The organism is Motilibacter peucedani (assembly GCF_003634695.1).
Classification (GTDB): Bacteria; Actinomycetota; Actinomycetes; order Motilibacterales; family Motilibacteraceae; genus Motilibacter; species Motilibacter peucedani.
Genome location: NZ_RBWV01000009.1, coordinates 374,749 through 392,856 on the forward strand (window position 1 = coordinate 374,749; position 18,108 = coordinate 392,856).

At 73.7% G+C, this 18,108-nt stretch carries 21 protein-coding genes; 9 read left to right on the plus strand and 12 right to left on the minus strand.

Annotated elements, in window-relative coordinates; translation table 11 throughout:
* Window positions 1–46: 46 nt before the first annotated feature.
* Genes CLV35_RS03300 through CLV35_RS20735 form a run of 3 tightly spaced genes read left to right on the plus strand, consistent with a single transcriptional unit; the run spans window position 47 to window position 2,202 of the window.
* Window positions 47–631, plus strand: a complete 585-nt coding sequence (locus CLV35_RS03300) for a biotin transporter BioY (RefSeq protein ID WP_121191967.1) — start codon at window positions 47–49, stop codon at window positions 629–631.
* 3 nt (window positions 632–634) lie between these two features.
* Entirely contained in the window at window positions 635–1,609 is a 975-nt protein-coding gene (locus CLV35_RS03305) for an NAD(P)H-quinone oxidoreductase (RefSeq protein WP_121191968.1), read from the plus strand.
* A gap of 50 nt (window positions 1,610–1,659) precedes the next feature.
* Window positions 1,660–2,202, plus strand: coding sequence for a bacterial proteasome activator family protein (locus CLV35_RS20735; RefSeq protein WP_121191969.1), 543 nt, complete (start codon window positions 1,660–1,662; stop codon window positions 2,200–2,202).
* A gap of 33 nt (window positions 2,203–2,235) precedes the next feature.
* Here CLV35_RS20735 and CLV35_RS03315 read toward each other — a convergent pair whose 3' ends face one another.
* Window positions 2,236–2,598 carry a DUF4267 domain-containing protein gene (locus CLV35_RS03315; protein ID WP_121191970.1) on the minus strand — a complete coding sequence of 121 codons (363 nt, stop codon included), beginning with the start codon at window positions 2,596–2,598 and terminating at the stop codon, window positions 2,236–2,238.
* A gap of 118 nt (window positions 2,599–2,716) precedes the next feature.
* Here CLV35_RS03315 and CLV35_RS03320 point away from each other — a divergent pair, with 118 nt between their 5' ends.
* The gene (locus CLV35_RS03320) at window positions 2,717–3,247 is read left to right on the plus strand and encodes a TetR/AcrR family transcriptional regulator (RefSeq protein ID WP_121191971.1); all 531 of its coding nucleotides are present in this window, start codon (window positions 2,717–2,719) and stop codon (window positions 3,245–3,247) included.
* Window positions 3,248–3,938: 691 nt separating this feature from the next.
* On the opposite strand, the gene CLV35_RS03325 is transcribed toward CLV35_RS03320, so the two are convergent.
* From CLV35_RS03325 to CLV35_RS03365, 10 genes are all read right to left on the minus strand, one after another.
* Window positions 3,939–7,787, minus strand: coding sequence for a GH92 family glycosyl hydrolase (locus CLV35_RS03325; protein ID WP_121191972.1), 3,849 nt, complete (start codon window positions 7,785–7,787; stop codon window positions 3,939–3,941).
* A 137-nt stretch (window positions 7,788–7,924) separates the two neighbouring features.
* A complete protein-coding gene (locus CLV35_RS03330) occupies window positions 7,925–8,257 on the minus strand; it encodes a DUF2568 domain-containing protein (protein WP_121191973.1) in 333 nt (110 codons plus the stop codon).
* A complete protein-coding gene (locus CLV35_RS03335) occupies window positions 8,254–9,279 on the minus strand; it encodes a phosphotransferase family protein (protein WP_121191974.1) in 1,026 nt (341 codons plus the stop codon). Before CLV35_RS03335 ends, CLV35_RS03330 begins: the two co-directional genes overlap by 4 nt.
* A gap of 4 nt (window positions 9,280–9,283) precedes the next feature.
* Window positions 9,284–9,592: a hypothetical protein gene (locus tag CLV35_RS19640; protein ID WP_147431858.1), complete on the minus strand. Its 309-nt coding sequence runs from the start codon at window positions 9,590–9,592 to the stop codon at window positions 9,284–9,286.
* 47 nt (window positions 9,593–9,639) lie between these two features.
* On the minus strand, window positions 9,640–9,828 hold the full coding sequence (locus CLV35_RS20740) for an ABC-2 family transporter protein (protein ID WP_269203877.1): 189 nt from the start codon (window positions 9,826–9,828) through the stop codon (window positions 9,640–9,642).
* Window positions 9,829–9,893: 65 nt separating this feature from the next.
* Window positions 9,894–10,490: an ABC-2 family transporter protein gene (locus CLV35_RS20745; RefSeq protein WP_269203878.1), complete on the minus strand. Its 597-nt coding sequence runs from the start codon at window positions 10,488–10,490 to the stop codon at window positions 9,894–9,896.
* 4 nt (window positions 10,491–10,494) lie between these two features.
* Window positions 10,495–11,325 (minus strand): ABC transporter permease, encoded by an 831-nt coding sequence (locus CLV35_RS03350; protein WP_231121435.1) that lies wholly within the window; start codon window positions 11,323–11,325, stop codon window positions 10,495–10,497.
* Entirely contained in the window at window positions 11,322–12,341 is a 1,020-nt protein-coding gene (locus CLV35_RS03355; protein WP_121191976.1) for an ABC transporter ATP-binding protein, read from the minus strand. The genes CLV35_RS03350 and CLV35_RS03355 overlap by 4 nt, the downstream gene beginning before the upstream one ends.
* A 73-nt stretch (window positions 12,342–12,414) precedes the next feature.
* On the minus strand, window positions 12,415–13,227 hold the full coding sequence (locus tag CLV35_RS03360) for an isocitrate lyase/PEP mutase family protein (RefSeq protein ID WP_121191977.1): 813 nt from the start codon (window positions 13,225–13,227) through the stop codon (window positions 12,415–12,417).
* 18 nt (window positions 13,228–13,245) lie between these two features.
* The gene (locus CLV35_RS03365; protein WP_121191978.1) at window positions 13,246–13,890 is read right to left on the minus strand and encodes a ThuA domain-containing protein; all 645 of its coding nucleotides are present in this window, start codon (window positions 13,888–13,890) and stop codon (window positions 13,246–13,248) included.
* Window positions 13,891–13,907: 17 nt separating this feature from the next.
* On the opposite strand from CLV35_RS03365, the gene CLV35_RS03370 reads away from it, so the two are divergent.
* From CLV35_RS03370 to CLV35_RS03385, 4 genes are all read left to right on the plus strand, one after another.
* Complete coding sequence (locus tag CLV35_RS03370; RefSeq protein ID WP_121191979.1) at window positions 13,908–14,501, plus strand: sulfite oxidase-like oxidoreductase; 594 nt, start codon at window positions 13,908–13,910, stop codon at window positions 14,499–14,501.
* 10 nt (window positions 14,502–14,511) lie between these two features.
* Entirely contained in the window at window positions 14,512–15,249 is a 738-nt protein-coding gene (locus CLV35_RS03375) for a ferredoxin reductase (protein WP_231121437.1), read from the plus strand.
* Window positions 15,250–15,328: 79 nt separating this feature from the next.
* Window positions 15,329–15,691, plus strand: a complete 363-nt coding sequence (locus tag CLV35_RS03380) for a hypothetical protein (RefSeq protein WP_121191981.1) — start codon at window positions 15,329–15,331, stop codon at window positions 15,689–15,691.
* 14 nt (window positions 15,692–15,705) lie between these two features.
* Window positions 15,706–16,566: a diguanylate cyclase domain-containing protein gene (locus CLV35_RS03385; RefSeq protein WP_147431859.1), complete on the plus strand. Its 861-nt coding sequence runs from the start codon at window positions 15,706–15,708 to the stop codon at window positions 16,564–16,566.
* Here the strand turns inward: CLV35_RS03385 and CLV35_RS03390 are convergent.
* Window positions 16,556–16,837: a DUF427 domain-containing protein gene (locus CLV35_RS03390; RefSeq protein WP_121191983.1), complete on the minus strand. Its 282-nt coding sequence runs from the start codon at window positions 16,835–16,837 to the stop codon at window positions 16,556–16,558. The genes CLV35_RS03385 and CLV35_RS03390 overlap by 11 nt on opposite strands.
* A gap of 155 nt (window positions 16,838–16,992) precedes the next feature.
* Here CLV35_RS03390 and CLV35_RS03395 point away from each other — a divergent pair, with 155 nt between their 5' ends.
* Complete coding sequence (locus CLV35_RS03395) at window positions 16,993–18,108, plus strand: hypothetical protein (protein WP_121191984.1); 1,116 nt, start codon at window positions 16,993–16,995, stop codon at window positions 18,106–18,108.

The window sequence follows — 18,108 nt, forward strand, 5'->3', positions numbered from 1 at the left end:
CCGTCGCAGCGACGCTACTCCTGCCGAGGTGGCAGGCTGCACCTCCATGAGCTCGCTGAACCCCGCACTCCGCCCCGCCCGGGTCGTGGCCGACCTGCTCCCGCGCAGGGCCGCCGTCGACGTCGCCCTCGTCGCGGTCGCGGCCGCGCTGACCGGCCTGTCCGCGCAGGTCTCCATCCCGTGGTGGCCGGTCCCCCTGACGCTGCAGACCTTCGCCGTGCTGCTCGCCGGCAGCTCGCTCGGCGCGGCGCGCGCCAGCGCCGCGATGGTGCTCTACGCCGGCGCCGGCGTCGCCGGCGTCCCGTGGTTCGCCAAGCACACCAGCGGCTGGGGCGGCCCGACCTTCGGCTACGTCCTCGGCTTTGTCGCGGCCGCGCTGGTCGTGGGCCTGCTCAGCGAGCGGCTCAGCACCCGCAAGCCCGTGCAGGTGCTGGCGGCGTTCGCGCTCGGCAGCGTCGTGGTCTACGCGTTCGGCGCCTCGTGGCTGAAGCAGGACCTGGGCGTCAGCTGGTCGCAGGCGGCCGACCTCGGCATCTGGAAGTTCCTCCCGGGCGACGCGGTCAAGGCGCTGGCCGCCGCGGGCCTGCTGCCCGCCACGTGGGCGCTCGTCGACCGCGTACGCCGCGGCTGAGCCGTGCACGCCGTCGTCGTCGAGGAGCCGGGCGGGCCGGAGGCCTGCCACTGGCGCGAGGTGCCCGACGCCGTCGCCGGGCCGGGCGAGGTCCTGGTCGAGGTGGCGGCCAGCGCGGTCAACCGTGCCGACCTGCTCCAGCGGCAGGGGCACTACCCGCCGCCGCCGGGGGCGTCGGACTACCTCGGCCTCGAGTGCAGCGGCCGGGTCCGCGCGCTCGGTGACGGGGTGTCGGGCTGGTCCGTTGGCGACGAAGTGTGTGCGCTGCTGGCCGGCGGCGGCTACGCCGAGCTCGTCGCCGTGCCTGCGGGCCAGCTGCTGCCGGTGCCCTCCGGCGTCGAGCTGGCGGCCGCGGCCGCGCTGCCCGAGGTCGCGTGCACGGTGTGGTCCAACCTGTCGATGGTCGCCGGCCTGCGCGCCGGCGAGACGCTGCTGGTCCACGGCGGCGCCGGCGGCATCGGCACGACGGCCGTCCAGGTCGGCGTCGCGCTCGGCGCGACGGTCGTCGCGACGGCCGGCACCGAGGCCAAGCGCGCGGTGTGCCGGGAGCTCGGCGCCGCGTACGCGCTCGACTACCACGGCGACTGGCCCGCCGAGGTGCAGTCGGCGACCGACGGCTCCGGCGCCGACGTCGTCCTCGACGTCATGGGCGCCTCCTACCTCGGCCCGAACGTCGCCGCGCTGGCGAGCGACGGGCGGCTCGTGGTCATCGGCATGCAGGGCGGCCGGCGCGGCGAGCTCGACCTCGGCGCCCTGATGACCAAGCGGGCCAGCGTCCACGTCACCGCGCTGCGCTCGCGGCCGCTGGAGCAGAAGGCACGGATCGTCGCCGAGGTGCGCGAGCACGTCTGGCCGATGGTCGCCGACGGGCGGCTGCGCGTGCAGCTCGACTCGACCTACGCCCTGCCGTTCGCCGCCGACGCCCACCGCCGGCTCGAGAGCGGCGAGGTCACGGGCAAGGTGCTGCTCGTCCGCTAGAGCGCGGGCCCGGTGCGCCTCGGTCGCCGACGCGGGGCAGGATGGGAGGCATGAGCGAGCCGACCTCCGACGCCGACGTCCCCCGACTGCTGGTCGTGTCGCAGGACGGCTCGGCCGTCCCGGCACCTGCCGAGCAGGCTGCCGAGGAGCGCCCCGACCGCCCGGTCACCGAGCTGGTCGAGCAGCCGGCGAAGGTCATGCGCATCGGCAGCATGGTCAAGCAGCTGCTCGAGGAGGTGCGCAGTGCGCCCCTCGACGAGGCCAGCCGCGTACGTCTGCGCCAGGTCCACGCCACCTCGCTCAAGGAGCTCGAGGACGGCCTCGCTCCAGAGCTGATCGAGGAGCTCGAGCGCATCACGCTGCCGTTCACCGACGACGAGGTGCCCTCGGACGCCGAGCTCCGGGTCGCCCAGGCCCAGCTGGTCGGCTGGCTCGAGGGGCTGTTCCACGGCATCCAGACCGCGATGTTCGTGCAGCAGATGGAGGCCCGCGCCGCCATGGAGGCGCAGGCCCGGCGCGCGCTGCCCGGTGGCGGCAGCGGTCCGCTCGGCGGCGGCGAGCCCGAGGGCCGGCCCACGGGCCAGTACCTCTGACGCCAGCCCCTCCCCGGGCGGTGACCTGGACGCTCAGCCCGCCGCCAGCACCAGGCCCACGGCGACGAGTACGAGCGCCGTCAGCCCGTGCACCCCGAGCGCCGTCCCGAGCCGCCCGCTGCGCGTCGTCACGATGAGTCCGTCGCCGACGGGGGTCAGCGCCGCCGCGACGAGGGCCCAGCCCATCGCCGACGTGCCGGCAGCCGCCCAGACGGTGAGCACGACCACCCCTGAGGTGATGTCGCGCACGCCCTTGATCGCGGTCAGCGCCCGGAGGTCGTCCGCCGCCACGCCGAAGTCAGTCGTGGCTCGGGCGGGCGTGACCAGGAAGCGGGCGCCGAGCACGACGATGGCGACGCTGGCGAGGACGGCGATGATGAGGGCAGTGGCGTGCATAAGAGGTGTCCTTCTCTGAAGTTGCTGTCTAGCGACGTTATATAACGCCGCTATAATCAACCGCAAGCCTCACCAAGAATTTCCCGAGAATGTTGCCTAACAGTGCTAGCCTTCGTCCGTGTCCCCACGTCGCGCACCCGACCTCGGCTCCCGCCGAGAGGCGATCGTCGCCGCCGCTCGCGACGTCGCCGAGCGCGAGGGCTGGCCCGCCGTCACCATGCGCCGGCTCGCGGCCTCGCTCGGCGTCACCCAGCCGGTGCTCTACTCGGCCTTCGCGGGCCGCCAGGCACTGGTCGACGCCGTGGCGCTGAGCGGGTTCGAGGACCTGGCGGCGACTCTGCGTGCCGCTGACCCGTCACCGCTCGAGCGGATGCGTGCCTACCTCGACTTCGCCGCCGCCCGGCCGTGGCTCTACGAATCGATGTTCACGCTGCCGCTCGAGCTGCACTTCGCCGGTGACGACACCCCGCAGCCGCTGCACGACGCCTTCGCCGAGGTCCACACCGCTTTCCCGGACTCCGACGGGACGCGGGCCGAGGTCGCCTGGTCGCTGCTCCACGGGCTGGCCACGCTGCAGGCCAGCGGGCGCCTCCGCGCAGGGCAGGCGGAATCTCGGCTCGAGCTGGCGCACCGGCTGCTCACCGCCTGACCCGCCTTGCGCTGCGACCGTCAGCCCAATCCGGGCAGCGCCCTCGACACCTCCGCCCCCAACTCTCGAGGGACCTCTCGGCCGTCCCGCCCGTTCGCCCGCAGGTCGCTGCACCCGCCACGCGGCCAGAGGACGAGCTGGCCGAAACCCGCGCGGACCTCGAACCACAGCTCGAGCTCAGCACCGTCGTCGGCGGGGCAGCTGAAGGTTCCGTGGGCGTAGATCGAGGCGGTGCAGCGTTGATCGCCACTGCTAGCCGCCGAGCGACGACCGGGCCGAGGGTCCGCCAGGCGAGGCGGCGCGACTCGTTGTAGCCAGGCAACCAAGCCAGGACGAGCCTCAGCGGCGCCTGGTCGAGCTCGAGGAGCGGCCCGCCCGCGGCTGCGAGCTGGCGGGGGTCCGTGATGCGGCAGGAGTGCCGGGTCGACACGACGTGCGGGAGGCGGGGCCGGCGTCAGCGGCACGAGTTCACTGCGGGGCGGCTGCCACGGCGGCACCCCGGCGCAGCCTGCTAGGCAGACGACCAGGACCAGCGGCGCGGCGAGGCGCCGACGACGACGCATGCGGCTATGACGCGGCCGGCCAGCCGACGGTTCCGCCGGGAATCGCTGCGGGTTCAGGCCGCTCCGTCCCACGAGCAGCGCGGACGAGGGCGGGGCATCAGCGCCCCGCCCTCGAGCAACGGCTCCGCCTACCCCGCGAGCAATGGGTCCAATAGCCCGGCGAGCCGCTCCTTCGCGGCGGCGCTCACCTTCGAGACCTTGGCGCCAGCGACCGCGCTCCTGAACTGCTGCAGCGCCGTACGCAGCCCGGTCGCGTCGCCCGCCGCCTGCGCCGACTCCGCCGTGGTGAGCAGCGCCTGCAGGTCGCGGGCGCTGCTCGAGGCGATGTCGCCGCTGCGCGCGAGCTCACCGGTCGCCTGGCGCAGGGCCGAGACGCCCGTCGGCAGGCCGAGCCCGGACTGCAGGAGCGCGCGCAGGCGGTCGCGCCCCGCGGCGTCGAGCTTCGACGCGCCCTCCGCCTCCGCTGTCCTGAGCAGTGCCCGGATCCTCGCGGCCGAGGCGGCCGAGCCGTCTTCGGCGGCGAGCGCCGACGCGAGACCGGTCACGTCACGGCCGAGGCTCGCCGCCACGTCCCCGCGCGTCGCGAGGTCGTAGCCGACGGCGTCGACGGCCGACGCGTACGACGTCTGCGGCGGGGCGTCCGCGGCCGCCGCACCCCACGAGGTGTCGGCGGTCGAGCGCAGCGCGTAGGAGATCGTGCCGCCCTTCGCCACGAACGACGCAGGCACCCACGGCTTGGTCGACGTCTGGCCGTCGACGCTGACTCCCGCGATGTAGGCGTTGTCCGCCGACGCGTCGGGCGCGTCGATCGTGATGTCGACGCCGTTGGCGCGGTGCACGACGGCCCGCGGGAACAGCGGCGTGGTCAGCACGAGGTCGGCGCGCGTCGGGACGCCGGGATACATGCCGAGGGCCGAGAACACCAGCCACGACGACATGGTGCCGGCGTCGTCGTTGCCCGGGATGCCGCCCGTCGTGTTGGTCCAGAGCCGGTCGATCTCGGCGCGGACCGTCGCCTGCGTCTTCCACGGCGCCCCGAGGTAGCTGTAGATGTAGGGCGCGTGGATGTCCGGCTCGTTGGTCGGGTCGTACTTCGTGGCGTTGCGGCCGGTGAGGTCGAAGTCGCCGTTGGTGGCGTGGAAGAAGTCGTCCAGCCGCTTCACCGCGACCTCGTTGCCGCCCATCGCCCGCGCGAGGCTGGTGACGTCGGAGTAGACCATCCAGGTGTAGCGCGCGCTCGTGCCCTCGACGAAGCCGTTCTCCGTGGCGGGCGTGAACCCGCTCGACCAGGCGCCGGTCGAGCTGCGGTCGCGCATGTAGCCGCTGAAGACCGGCGGCGCCGGGGGCAGTGCGCCGTTGAGGTCGTCGCTCAGCTGCAGCTCGGCGAGCTGGGTGAGCGGCGCGCCGCTGTTGGCGGTGACGTCGAGGCGGTAGTAGGTGAACGAACCAGGGTGTGCCACCGAGAACTGCCGTGTCTGCCCGCGGTCCGAGAAGGCCTGCCCGTTCTGCGAGTCCACCGTGGTCCACGTCGTGCCGTCGTTCGAGCCCTGCAGCGCCCAGTCGCGCGGGTCGCGGGTCGGGGCGTCGTTGGCGCTCGTGAGCGCGTAGGCGATGACCGTCCGCGGACCGTCCAGCCGGTACTGCACCCGGCCGGTGGGGAAGTGCGTCAGCCACTTGCTGCTGACGTCGAGGTCGTTGAGGCTCGACGCCACCTCACCGGGCGGGTTCTCCTCGCTGGCCGAGATCTCGCGCACGTGCGAGGTGAGCGTGCCCGGCAGTGCCCACGACAGCGGGTTGGGCACGGGGCCGGCGAGGTCGTCGGTGAGCTGCAGCTCGGCGAGCTGGGTGTAGGGCTCACCGCTGTTGGCGGTCACGTTGAGCCGGTAGGCGGAGTACGCGCCGGGCGTCGTCACCGAGAACTGCTTGGTCTGGAAGCGGTCCGCGAAGGTCTGGCCGGAGCGCGAGTCCACTGTGGTCCAGGTCTTCCCGCCGTCGTTCGACCCCTGCAGGGTCCAGTCGCGCGGGTCGCGGCCGGGCGCGTCGTTGGCGCTCGTGAGCGCGTAGGACACGACCTTGACCGGGCTGGCGAAGGAGTACTGCACCCAGCCGGCGATCGCGGGGGTGAGCCACTTGCTGCCGGCATCGCCGTCGTTGAGCCGCGCGCCGACCTCGTCGGGCGGGTTCTCGTCACTGGCCTTGACCGAGGTGACCGACTGGCGCAGCGTCCCCGGGATGGCGAGCTGCTCCGTCGTGGCCGTCGGGTCGAACACGTTGCGCCAGCTCTGCGACCGGGCGAGGAACGTCTCCGCGGTGCCCGTCTCGCCGAGCGCGCCGGCGAGCTGCGAGAGGCCGTAGTCGGCCGCCGCGTCCTCCAGCGTCTCGGACGCAGCGCCCCAGCAGTGGCAGTCGTCCGAGGGGACGTGGCCGAGCTGCTGGTAGCGGTCGACCGAGGGTCGCTGGCCGACGCACTCGACGTTGCAGCCGGCGTCGCTCAGGTCGTCCGGCGTCGCTACCGTGGCCGCCTTGACGAGCGAGTCGAACGCACCGCGGACGTCGAAGCTGCGCCCGCCGAACGCGTACACCGCCGCGACCGCCGCGGCCGCGGGATCGCCTGACATGACGCTGGTCTTGCCGTTCTGCAGCAGCCAGCGGTCCCAGTTCCCACCGCGCTGCTTCGCCAGGTTGAACAGCGACTGGGCGTAGTCGCTCGCCATGCCGGGGTCGAGCAGCGAGAGCAGCTGGATCTGCGCGCGGTACTGGTCCCAGCCGGAGAACGTGGCGTACTCCGCGTGCTGACCCGGCTCGAGGGAGTGCGTCTCGCGGTCCGCGCCCTGGTAGCGCCCGTCGACGTCGCTGGCGAGCGTCGGCTCGAGCATCGCGTGGTAGAGCGCGGTGTAGAAGACGCTGCGCTGGTCGTCGGTGCCGCCTCCGATCTGGACGCGCCCCAACGCGTCCTTCCACTGCGCGTGCGCTGCCGCGCGGGTCGCGTCGAACGACTGCGCCCCCGGGTTCTCCGCCGCGAGGTTCTTCTCCGCGCCGGCGACGCTGACGTAGGAGACGGCGACCTTGAGACCCACGTGCGTGGTCCCGGGCGCGAAGGTGACGTAGCCACCGGAGCCGCGGCCAGCGTTGGGGTTGCCGCCGGCGTCGTAGCCGGTGCCCCCGCTGGCCGAGGTCGAGCCGGGGCTCAGCGTGCCGTCCTTCCACGTGCCGACGGCTGCGAAGGGCGTGTCGAAGTGGGCCGTGAAGTAGACGGTGTAGTTGTCCTTGCGGTTGTTCTCGCTCTGCGGCCCGCAGAAGTTGCCGCTGTCGACTGAGCCGCTGACCGTGCCGGTGGCCCGGTCGATCGAGACCGTCGCGCCCGCGCTGCCGCTCTCGGCCATCGAGGTGCGGAACAGCATGCTCGCTGGCTTGTCACCCGGGAACGCGAAGCGGCCGCTGCCCGTGCGGGCGGTGCTCGTCAGCTCGACGCCTGCGCCGCTCGCCAGGCGCACGCCGTAGTAGCCGGCGCTCGCCGTCTCGTCCGTGTGCGCGTACGTGCTGGCGTACTTCGCGTCGCCCGTGTCCGACGCGGGCGAGCTGTCGACGGCACCGACGTAGGGCATCACCGGGAGCTCGCCCTCGGCGCCGGAGCAGCCGACGCCCGACAGGTGCGTCAGCCCGAAGCCGCGGATGCGCGGGGCGGTGTAGTCGTAGCCGCCGGGCGCCGGGTTCGAGACCTGGTTGCCGAAGGAGGTCTGCGGGCTCCACGACAGCAGGCCGAACGGCACGACGGCGCCGGGGTAGACGTTGCCCGCGTTGGTCGTACCGATCATCGGGTTCACGTAGGCCGCCGGGTCGACCACCAGCGGCACCTGCGCGGCCGCCGAGGCGGGCGCGGCGGCAACGGTCGCGGCGGTGACCGCGACGGCGACGGCGGACGCTGCCAGCCGGGCCCGGGCAGCCGGTCGTCGGCGTGGGAAGGGGGTTCGGTGCATCGAAGGCGTCTCCTCGCTACGGCCCTCCCCGACGCCGCAGGCCGCGATGCGCCCGCGCCACCGGTGACAGCGTCGTCACTCGATCGAGTGAGACCCTAGTGGTTCGTTGCCACAGGTCAACAGTCCCGTCTCGCGTGTCAGACGGCCGCCTCCACCGCGGTGCAGACCACCCAGCCCACGACCAGCACTACGGCGACGACCGACCACCCGGCGAGAGCCCCCCCGACACCGGCCGCGCCGACCATCGCTCCACGGGCGAGGGTCGCCGCGGACGGTCGCAGTGGCAGCCGCGCCCGCGGCGACAGGAACGTCCCCCACAAGCCGGCCCACGCCAGGACGGCGACGGTCGCGACCGCGGCACCAGCGACGCCTCCGGAGCCGACGTGCCAGCCCCAGCGCGCCACGCACGCGATCGCGACCACCTCCAGGACGAACACCCCGGCGAGGACTCCGGCACGCAGACCCGTCATGCGTCGAGAGCCTCCTCGCACCAGCCGGCCAGGTGGCGCAGCGCCACGCCGCGCTGGCGGTAGAGGTGCGTCGCGTCCGCCGGGCGGTGGTAGGCGGCGTGCTCCTGGTCGGCGGCCCTCGCGAGCATCAGCGGCAGGAGCCACGCGTACTTGACGCAGGAGGCGACGACCCCTAGGCGGGCGTCGCGCTCGGCGCCGTCCCACCCCCCGTCACGGAGACCGGAGAGGTAGGCCGGCCAGCACGCCGCCTCCAGCTCGGCGAGCCGCTCGGCCGGCCAGAACAGGTCGAACACCGCGTCCGGGAGGTAGTTGCCGAGGTCCTCGCCGACCGCGCCGTCACCCGCGAAGGACCAGTCCAGCAGCACGACCTCGCCGTCCGGCCGGCGGATGCAGTTGGCCACCCAGGCGTCGAGGTGGCACAGGGTGCGCGGCAGCTTCTCCATGCGCGTCAGGAGCTCGTCGCGGTGCCTCTCGAGCCGGGTCCAGCGCTGCCGCAGGTCGGGCGGCCACGTCTCGCGGACGAGGGGCGCCGCCCACGCCTCGTCGCTGTCGACCAGCGTCAGGTCGCCCGGCCGACTGGTGGAGTAGGCGCGCAGGAAGCCCGACGACGCCCAGCCCGGGAGCAGTTGCGGCGGTGAGGCCTGCCAGCGCCCGAGGGCCGCCGCGACCGCCACGTGGTCGTCGAGCGTGAACTCCGCCCCAGGCGTACCGGTCACGTCCTCGAGCCAGAGGCTCGCACCGCCTGGCTCGTCGACGACCCCGGCCGCCGCGAGGCCCAGACCGGTGCCGCCCAGGGATGCGCGCAGGTCGCGGTCGCGGTAGACCTCCGCCTCGCGCGCCCAGTAGTTCCAGTCCTGGCGCGCCGTCGAGGACGCCCAGTGGGAAGGAGCGTCGACGGTCCCCGGCCGGCGCAGCTGCTTGTGGACGCGGGTGGTGCCGTCACTGCTGCGCACCCGCTCGACGACGCCCGTGGTCGCGTTGCTCGGGTTGAACCTCAGCGGCTCTCGATGCTCGACCGGCACGGCGTCATCGTGTCACCGGAGGGTGCACGGGAACGTCGTACGCGGTGATGAACTCCCGCGCGGCGCTGACGGCAGCGGCCGCGACGTCGGGCTCGTGGTCGCCCTCGAGCAGGTCGTTCGACCCGAGGGCGCCGAGCCGGATCGCCGCCCACGCGTCGGCCACCGCGGCGAGCACTGCTGGGCGCGCGACGGGACGGGCGAGCTGCTCGGCGGCGAGCGACGCGACCCAGTCAGCGTCGAACGACCCCTGCGGCGGCGCGAAGACGCGCTCGCCCTCGACATATCCGTCACCCAGGCGGCCAGACGTTCGCATGCGTCGAGGCTAGGACGACGGTGCGCCGCGCGCGACCGGTGCACGACCTAGTGGCCCGAGCTCTCGTAGCGCACGAGCCCCCGCCGGAAGAGCCACGCGCCCAGGCCGAGGCAGTACGCCGCGACCAGCGGGGTGAGCAGGCCGACCTGCCAGAGGTGCCGGTCCTGAAGCAGAGCGGTCGCGGGCAGGAAGCTCATGAACGCGTACGGCAGCGCCACCGTCAGCACGATCCGCACCCGTTCTCGATGTTCGCCTTCGCGATGCACACGCTCGGCGAGCTCGCCCGCTTCCCGCTCACGATCTACGGCATCGGCGGTGAGCTGAGCCAGAAGCCCGCGCAGTTCGTCGCGAGGTTCAGCCCGACCTTCACCAGGACTGCGCTCAGCAGCAGGACGGCCGCGAGCACGACCCGCCCGGGGCTCCAGTCGACGTCGACGTGCACGAGCGCGGCCACGAGCAGCCCGCCCCCGACGGCCAGGTTGCCGAGGCCGTTCATGCCGACCTGCGAGCTCAGGACCTGCAGCATCGGCGAGTACGGCCGCACCAGTGCCACGTCGAGCTCGCCGGTGTTGACGGTCCACGCGAGGCTCCACGCGCCCTGTGCCAACAGCACCGCGACGCCCTCGCCGACGGCGACCAGCGAGTAGATGAGGGCGAGGTCCCAGAACCGCCAGCCGTTGAACTGCGGGATCGCCCGGAAGACCGCCGACAGCAGCACCACTCCGACGCCCTGCGTCAGGAGGGCGGCGACGGTGAGCACCCAGAAGTCCCGCTCGTACTCGAGGGTCGAGCGCAGGTGCGCGCCGAGGCAGCGCCGGTAGAGCCAGACCGCCCGGCGCAGGCGCGCGGTCGGCGTCGCCGCCAGCGGGGGCAGGACCTCCCACGCGTCCGTCGCCACCTGGTCAGCCCCCGTGCACCGTGAGCTGGCGGCTCGCAGCGCTCCACAGCGCGCGCGTCCCGAGCCACAGCGCGACTGTCCAGGCCGCCTGCACCGCGACGGCGACGACTGCCGCACGGCCGTCCAGCTCGCCGGCGAAGAGCAGCGCCGGCGTGGACGCCATGCCGGCGAAGGGCAGCGCCGCGGCCAGCACGTGCAGCCAGTGCGGCAGGAACGCCAGCGGCACGAGCGCACCGGAGAACAGCGACACGAGCGCGACGCGTCCCGCCTGGACGCCGACGTAGTTCTGCGTCCAGAACACCGCCATCGCGCTCGCGTAGACGATGCCGAACCGCAGCGGCAGCACGAGCAGGACGCTCAGCACCAGCAGCGGCAGGGTGCCGAGCGGCGGGCCGGGGATGCCACCGAAGGCCACTGCCGCGACCGCCACGACGACGAGCGCGGTCCCCAGCTCGTAGACCGCGAAGCCCACAGCCTCCGCGAAGCGTGCGGCCTGGTAGTCCACCGGGCGGACGAGGTCGAGGGCGACCTCGCCGCGCTGGATGCGGAACGCCATGCGGTAGTCGACCCAGCTCGACGGTAGCGAGCCTGCCGCGAACGCCACCAACAGGTACGCCTTCATGTGCGGCCAGTCGAACCCCTGCGAGGTGGCGCTGGAACCCAGCACTGCGTGCCACAGGTAGAGCATCGCCAGCGCTGAGAACACCGACGCCAGCACGCCGAACAGGAAGGTGACCTGGTAGGCCAGCAAGGAGCGCAGCGCCGCGCGGGCCAGTGCCCGGTAGGCGACGAGCGGCGCCCCGCGTCGCAGGGCGGGCAGCGCCCCGGGGATCACGCGACCCCCTCCGCCCCCGGGCGCAGCTCGCCGGCGTAGACCTTGCGCACGACGTCCTCGATCGCGGGCTCGTCGATGCGTACGTCCACGACCTCCGCCTCTGCGGAGGCTGCGGCGAGCACGTCGACCGCGCTGACCGCCAGCCGGTCGAACGTGACGGTCAGCTCCCGGTCGGTGGCACCGTCGGACACCCGTGCGAGCGGGAGGCGGGCGGCGATCCCGCCCGCCGACGCCGGCGGCTCGGCCAGGGTCAGGTGCATGACCCGGTCACGGGCGTACGCGTCCTTCACCGCCTGCAGGTCGCCGTCGTAGACGATGCGGCCGCCGTCGAGGATGACCAGCCGTCGGCAGATGTCCTCGATGTCGCCGAGGTCGTGCGTCGTGAGCATGACCGTCGTGCCGTCGGCGACGATCTGCCTGACGAAGGCGCGCACGCGGTCCTTGACGGCGAGGTCGAGCCCGATCGTGGGCTCGTCGAGGTAGACGATCGAGGGCTCGTGGACGAGCGCCGCGGCGAGGTCGGCCCGCATGCGCTGGCCGAGCGAGAGCTTGCGGGCCGTCGTAGGGAGCAGCTCGCCCAGCTCCAGGACGGCGTCGAGGCGCTCGAGCACCTGGGCGTAGCGCTTCGGGCCGATCCCGTGCATGTCGCGCAGCAGCGCGAGGGAGTCCTGCACCGGCAGGTCCCACCACAGCTGGGTGCGTTGGCCGAAGACCACGCCGATGCGCCGCGCGTTCTCGACCCGGTTCTCGTGCGGCACGAGCCCGGCCACCCGCACTGAGCCCGCAGTCGGCACCAGGATGCCGCTCAGCATCTTGACCGTCGTCGACTTGCCGGCGCCGTTGGGGCCGACGTATGCCACCGCCTCTCCGGCCTCCACCGCGAGATCGACGCCGGCCACGGCCACCTGCTCGGTGTAGCGACGCCGCACGAGGTGGCGCAGCGACCCCCGCAGTCCCGGGTCCTTGTCGGGGCGGCGGAACACCTTGGTCAGACCCTCGGCCTCCAGCAGCGGCACCCGGCGAGTGTGCCAGCCGCGGAGCGGCTGGGACCAGTGCTTTCCGGAAGGTTTCCGGCTGGGGAGCGGCGGCTCAGCCGCCGAAGCGGCGCTGCATCTGCGCGTAGCCCAGCGCCCCGTCGAGGAAGCCCAGCGTCCCCGTGGCGAGCAGCTCGCGGCCCGCGCGCTCGAGCCCTGAGTACGCGGCCCGCGCCAGGCCGCCGCCCAGGCTGACCCTGCGTACCCCGAGCGAGAGCAGCGTAGCTGCGTCGATCGTGCCGGCCAGCCCGGCGACGACGTTGAGCGGACCAGGGATGGCGTCCACCAGGCGCCGGATCGTGTCGGCGTCGGCGACGCCCGGCACGAAGACGCAGTCCGCCCCGGCGGCGAGGTAGCGCCGCGCCCGCTCGACCGTGTCGTCGAAGGGGTCGTGGCGAGCGCCGACGAAGTAGGTGTCGGTGCGGGCGTTCAGCACGAACGAGGCTCGGGGCGCCGCCGCCCGTGCTGCGGCGACGCGGTCCGCGCCGTCGTCCACGTCGAGCAGCCGGCCCTCCACGACGTCCTCCAGGTTGGCACCGACGGCACCGAGCTCCACGGCGCGCGCGACGGTCCTCCCGACCCCGGCCGGGGAGTCGGCGTACCCCGCTTCGAGGTCGGCGGTCACCGGCACGCGTACTGCAGCGACGATGCGGCCGACCTCCTCCAGCACGTCGTCCCTGCCGAGCGCTCCCCCGTCGGGCACCCCGCGGGACCACGCGATGCCCGCGCTGGTCGTCGCGACGGCAGGGAAGCCGACCTGCTCGAGGATGCGCGCGGACCCGGCGTCCCAGGCGTTCGGGAGCACGAACCCCGCGCCGGAGTGGAGGGCCAGCAGCGCAGCGGCCTTGCGCGTCGAGTCGGTGGTCATGCGGACCAGCGTCCCGCGTCAGCGCCCTGCTGCCCAGGCGATCCCGCCGAGCACGTGCCCGAGGAACGTCGGGTCCGACCAGACCTCAGCGTGGTGGCCCAGCGCGGTGTACCAGGAGCGGCCGGCGCCGACCGGGCGGCACCAGGCCTGCGGGTGCCGGCCGGGCATCGTGAACTCGCCCGGCTCGTACGTGCTCTCGTCGACCGTGAGCAGCAGCTGCAGGTCGTCGCGGAGGGAGCTCACCGCGTACCACTCGTCGTTGAAGCGCCAGGGGTCCGGCAGCCCGGCCGTCGACGGGTGCGACGCGTCCGCCACGCGCACCTCGGCGTCCTGGCAGCCCTGCGGGTGGCTGAGGAAGCGCGCGCCGACGAGCTCGGCGTAGAAGTCCCACGACGTCTCGGCGGCCGAGGCGCCGTGCACGCCGACGAAGCCACCGCCCGCCTCGACGAAGCGCCGGAGCTCGGCGCGACCGGCGTCGTCGAGCACGTCGCCGGTGGCAGAGAGGAAGAGCACGACGTCGTACGCGTCGAGCGAGTGCAGCGCCGACGGCTCCTCGCTCGCGACGACCTGCAGGCCGTCGGCCTGCTCGAGCGCCCGCACGCCGGCCGGGATCGAGTCGTGCCGGTAGCCGGTGGTGCGGGAGTAGACGAGCACTCGGGTCATGGGAGACAGTCTCCCGCATGGGTTCCTTCTCGCCCGGCTTCACCGGCCGCCGCCGCCAGCCCGACCTGCCGCCCGGGCAGTACCTCGAGGAGGGCTTCCCGGTGCTCAGCGCCGGTCCGACGCCCCGCATCTCGACCGACGACTGGTCGTTCGTCGTCCGCGACGAGGTCGGGCGCGAGACGGCGATCGACTGGGCAGGGCTCATGGCGCTGCCGCAGGAGGACGTCCACGTCGACATCCACTGCGTCACCCGCTGGTCCAAGCTCGGCACCGACTGGCGCGGCGTGTCCCTCGACGCCGTGCTCGAGCCGGTCGAGACGGCGGCCGACTTCGTGATGGTGCGCTCCTACGGCGGCTACACCACCAACCTGCCGCTCGAGGACCTGCTCGACGGCAAGGCGTGGATCGCCTACGAGTTCGAGGGCGAGCCGCTGCACCCCGAGCACGGCGGGCCGGCCCGGCTGCTCGTGCCGCACCTCTACTTCTGGAAGTCGGCGAAGTGGGTCCACGGGCTCGACCTGCGCCTCGAGGACGCCCCCGGCTTCTGGGAGCAGGCCGGCTACCACGACTACGGCGACCCGTGGCGCGAGCAGCGCTACCAGGGCGACTGACCCGCTGACGGTGGCCTGGAACTGGCACCCCGCGACGCTGGTCGAGAGGGTGCAGGAGACCAGCACGGCCTTCACGCTGCACCTGGACGTCCCAGAGTGGCCGGGGCACCTGGCGGGGCAGCACCTCGACGTGCGGCTGACCGCACCCGACGGCTACACCGCCGCACGCAGCTACTCGATCGCCTCGGCGCCCGACGGCGAGCGCGTGCAGATCACCGTGCAGCGGGTCGACGACGGCGAGGTGTCGCCCTACCTCGCCGACGAGCTGCCGGTCGGCGCCTCGGTGGAGGTGTCACGCCCGCGGGGCGGCTGGTTCGTGTGGCGCGGCGACGACCCGGCGCCGCTGCTCCTGGTCGGCGGCGGGTCGGGCGTGGTGCCGCTGATGGCGGTGCTGCGTACGCGGCTGGCGCTGCCACCGTCCGCGCCGGGCGCGGCCGCACCCGTGCGCCTCGTCTACTCCGCGCGCACGCCGGCCGACGTGATCTACGCCGACGAGCTCGCGCGCCACGCCGGCGCCCCCGGCGTCGAGGTGCTGCTCACCTACACCCGCGAGGCGCCCGACGGCGCGCAGGTCGGGCGGCTCGGACCGGCTCGGCACGCCGAGATCGACGTCCCACCGCCGGCGCTGGCATCACGCGCGTACGTTTGTGGTCCCAACGGCTTCGTCGAAGCGGTCGCCAGCACCCTGGTCGAGCTCGGTCACGACCCGCGGCTCGTGCGCACGGAGCGGTTCGGGCCGACCGGCTGACCTGCATGACAGATGTCATGGCGCTGACCCGCGCTTCGGCACGGGCGCAGCGGCCGGCTCCGCCGCTACCGTCTCGGCCATGGGCTTCTTCTCGATGTCGACCACCGGCTCCACCTCGCGCCACCTGGCGCTGCTCGGCGGCCTGCGCCGCAGCGGGACGTGGGAGGTGCCGCCGCGGCTCCAGGTGTTCGCGGCGGTGGGAGGCGCGGACCTCGACCTGACGCAGGCGACCCTGCCGCCGGTCACCGAGATCACGAAGATCTCGCTGGTCGGCGGGCTGCGGGTGCGCGTGCCCGCGCACGTGCGGGTGGAGGTCGAGGGCTTCTCGCTGGTCGGGCCGCGGCCCTCGTCGCCCGTCGGGCCAGCGGCCGGGCCCGACGTGCCGGTCGTGCGCCTGCGCGCCTACGGTGCCTTCGGGGGTGTGGCCGTCGTCACGTCGTGACGTACGGTCTGCAGGTGGACTCTGGCTTCGACCGCGTCTTCCGCACCCTCGTGGAGACCGCGCCCATGGCGATCCTGCTGGTCGTCGACGGGCAGATCGCCTACGCGAACTCCACCGCCGAGCAGACGCTGGGGGTGGGCCCGGGCGAGGCCGAGGGCCTGGCCGCCGAGACCCTCGTGCACCCCGACCACCTCGAGGTCGCCCGGCACCGGGCCCGCGAGCTGCTCGCCGGCCGCCCGCTCGCCGGGTCGGCCGAGATCGCGGTGGTGCGGCCCGACGGCCAGGTCGTGCGCGTCGAAGAGGTGTCCTCGACCGTCGAGGTCGGCGGGCGGCGGGGCATCTACGTCATGGCGTGCGACGTCACCGAGCGGGCGCGCCGAGAGGCGCACTTCGCCCACCTCGCGACTCACGACGGGCTGACCGGGCTGCCCAACCGGCTGCTGCTGCAGGACCGCCTGGAGCAGGCGCTGGCCCGCGTCGGGCGCGGGGTCGCCGCCGTCCTGCTGCTCTTCGTCGACCTCGACGGCTTCAAGGGGGTCAACGACCAGCTCGGCCACGCGGCGGGCGACGCGGTGCTCGTCCAGGTCGGCGAGCGGCTGCGCGGGGCGGTCCGGACGATGGACACCGTCGCGCGGCTCTCGGGCGACGAGTTCGTCGTGGTCGCCGAGCTCGAGCTGCTCGAGCTGGCCGACAGCGTGCGAGAGCGGCTCGACACCGCGCTCGCCCCGGCCTACGAGATCGACGGAGCGCGGGTCGAGGTCGGCGCGAGCATCGGGCAGCTCGTGCTCGACACCCCGCGGTCGGCCCAGGAGGCCCTGGTCGAGGCCGACCGCAGGATGTACGCGGCGAAGCCGTCGCGCACGCTCAGGCCGTGACCTCGACGCCCTTCCAGAAGGCCACCCGGTCGCGGATCAGCGCGGCGGCGTCCTTCGGCTCCGGGTAGTACCACGCGGCGTCCCGGTTCTCGGCACCGTCGACGACGAGGCTGTAGTAGCTCGCCGTGCCCTTCCACGGGCACACCGAGTGCGTGTCGCTGTCCTTGAGCACCTCGGGTCGCACGGACTCGCGCGGGAAGTAGTGGTTGCCCTCGACCACGACCGTGTCGTCCGACTCTGCCACGACCGCACCGTTCCACGTCGCCTTCATGCGTTGCTCCTTCGTCTCGTCCTGCATCGACCGCTCTAGCGCTCGCCCTAGACGGGCCCAGACGCCTTCATACCGTCCGAGAGACGCGGCCGCCATCGGGGATGAACCCGCGAGAGCGGCCGCTGTCTCCTCTGGGACAACAGAAGGAGGACGCCATGCGTTCCGCACCTCGCAGCGTCGTCGCCCTCATCGCCGTCGTGCTCGCCCTCGTCGCGGGCCTGCTCGTCCCCGGCCCGGCCGACGCGCTCGGGCCGGCGACGGGCACCGAGACACAGCTCGTGGCCCTCACCGTCACACCGTCGCGCACGTCCCTGGTCGGCGCACAGCTCGCCACGGTGACCGTGACCGCTCACCTGGTCGATCCCGACCCCGGGGGCGTGAAGACCGGCACCGCGACCGTCGGCGCTGACATGGGAGCGACCTGCCCGTGCGTCGCCCTCGGTGAGACGACCGCCGCGCCGCAGTTCTCCCCGTTGCGCGTCGTCAGCCTGCGGCTCTCCTCGGGCACCGCCAACGACGGCGTCTGGCAGGGCACGACCTTCCTCGGCGCGGGCAACGCGGGCCGGTGGACCGCGAACCGCATCATCGCCGGCGACCTGCGCACGTGGGGCCTCATGTGGAGCGACTGGGTCGACCTCGACCGCATGGTCCCCGCAGAGCCTCAGTTCGTCCTCCAGGGTCGCGACTGGCCGGTGCTGAGCATCCGGCTGCCCACGCGTACGGTCCCGGTCGGCACCTCCTACGTCGTCAGCGGCGCAGCGTCCTCGAGCGCGACCCACCGGCCCGTGCCGCGCCTCCGGCTCGCGCTCAAGCGCGGCGACTGCGGCAGCAGCGACATGGGCGGCGGCACGTTCGTCCGGTGGGTCCGGACCGACGCGCACGGACGGTGGTCCGCGTCCGTGCGCGACGCCGACTACGGGTGGTGCGTGCGCTTCGGCGAGTCGCCCGGCGCCGTCAACGCCGCGAGCTACGCGCAGGCGACGGGCGTCGTGGTGCGGGCCCGGGTCACCACCAGCCGCACCCGCGTGACCACCCGCTTGGGGAAGGCCTTCCGCCTGACCGGCACCTACGCGCCGGTGAACGACGGCGTGCAGGTGGACGAGCGGGTCGGCCGCTCGTGGAAGTTCGCGGCCGACCGCATCGACACGCGGGCCGGGCGCTACACCGCGACCGTCACCCCGCACCGGCGAGGCCGGCTCGTCTACCGGGTCCGCGCCGGGGGCAACGTCTCCGTCGCGGCCGCCGTGACGATCCAGGTGGAGGTGGTCTGA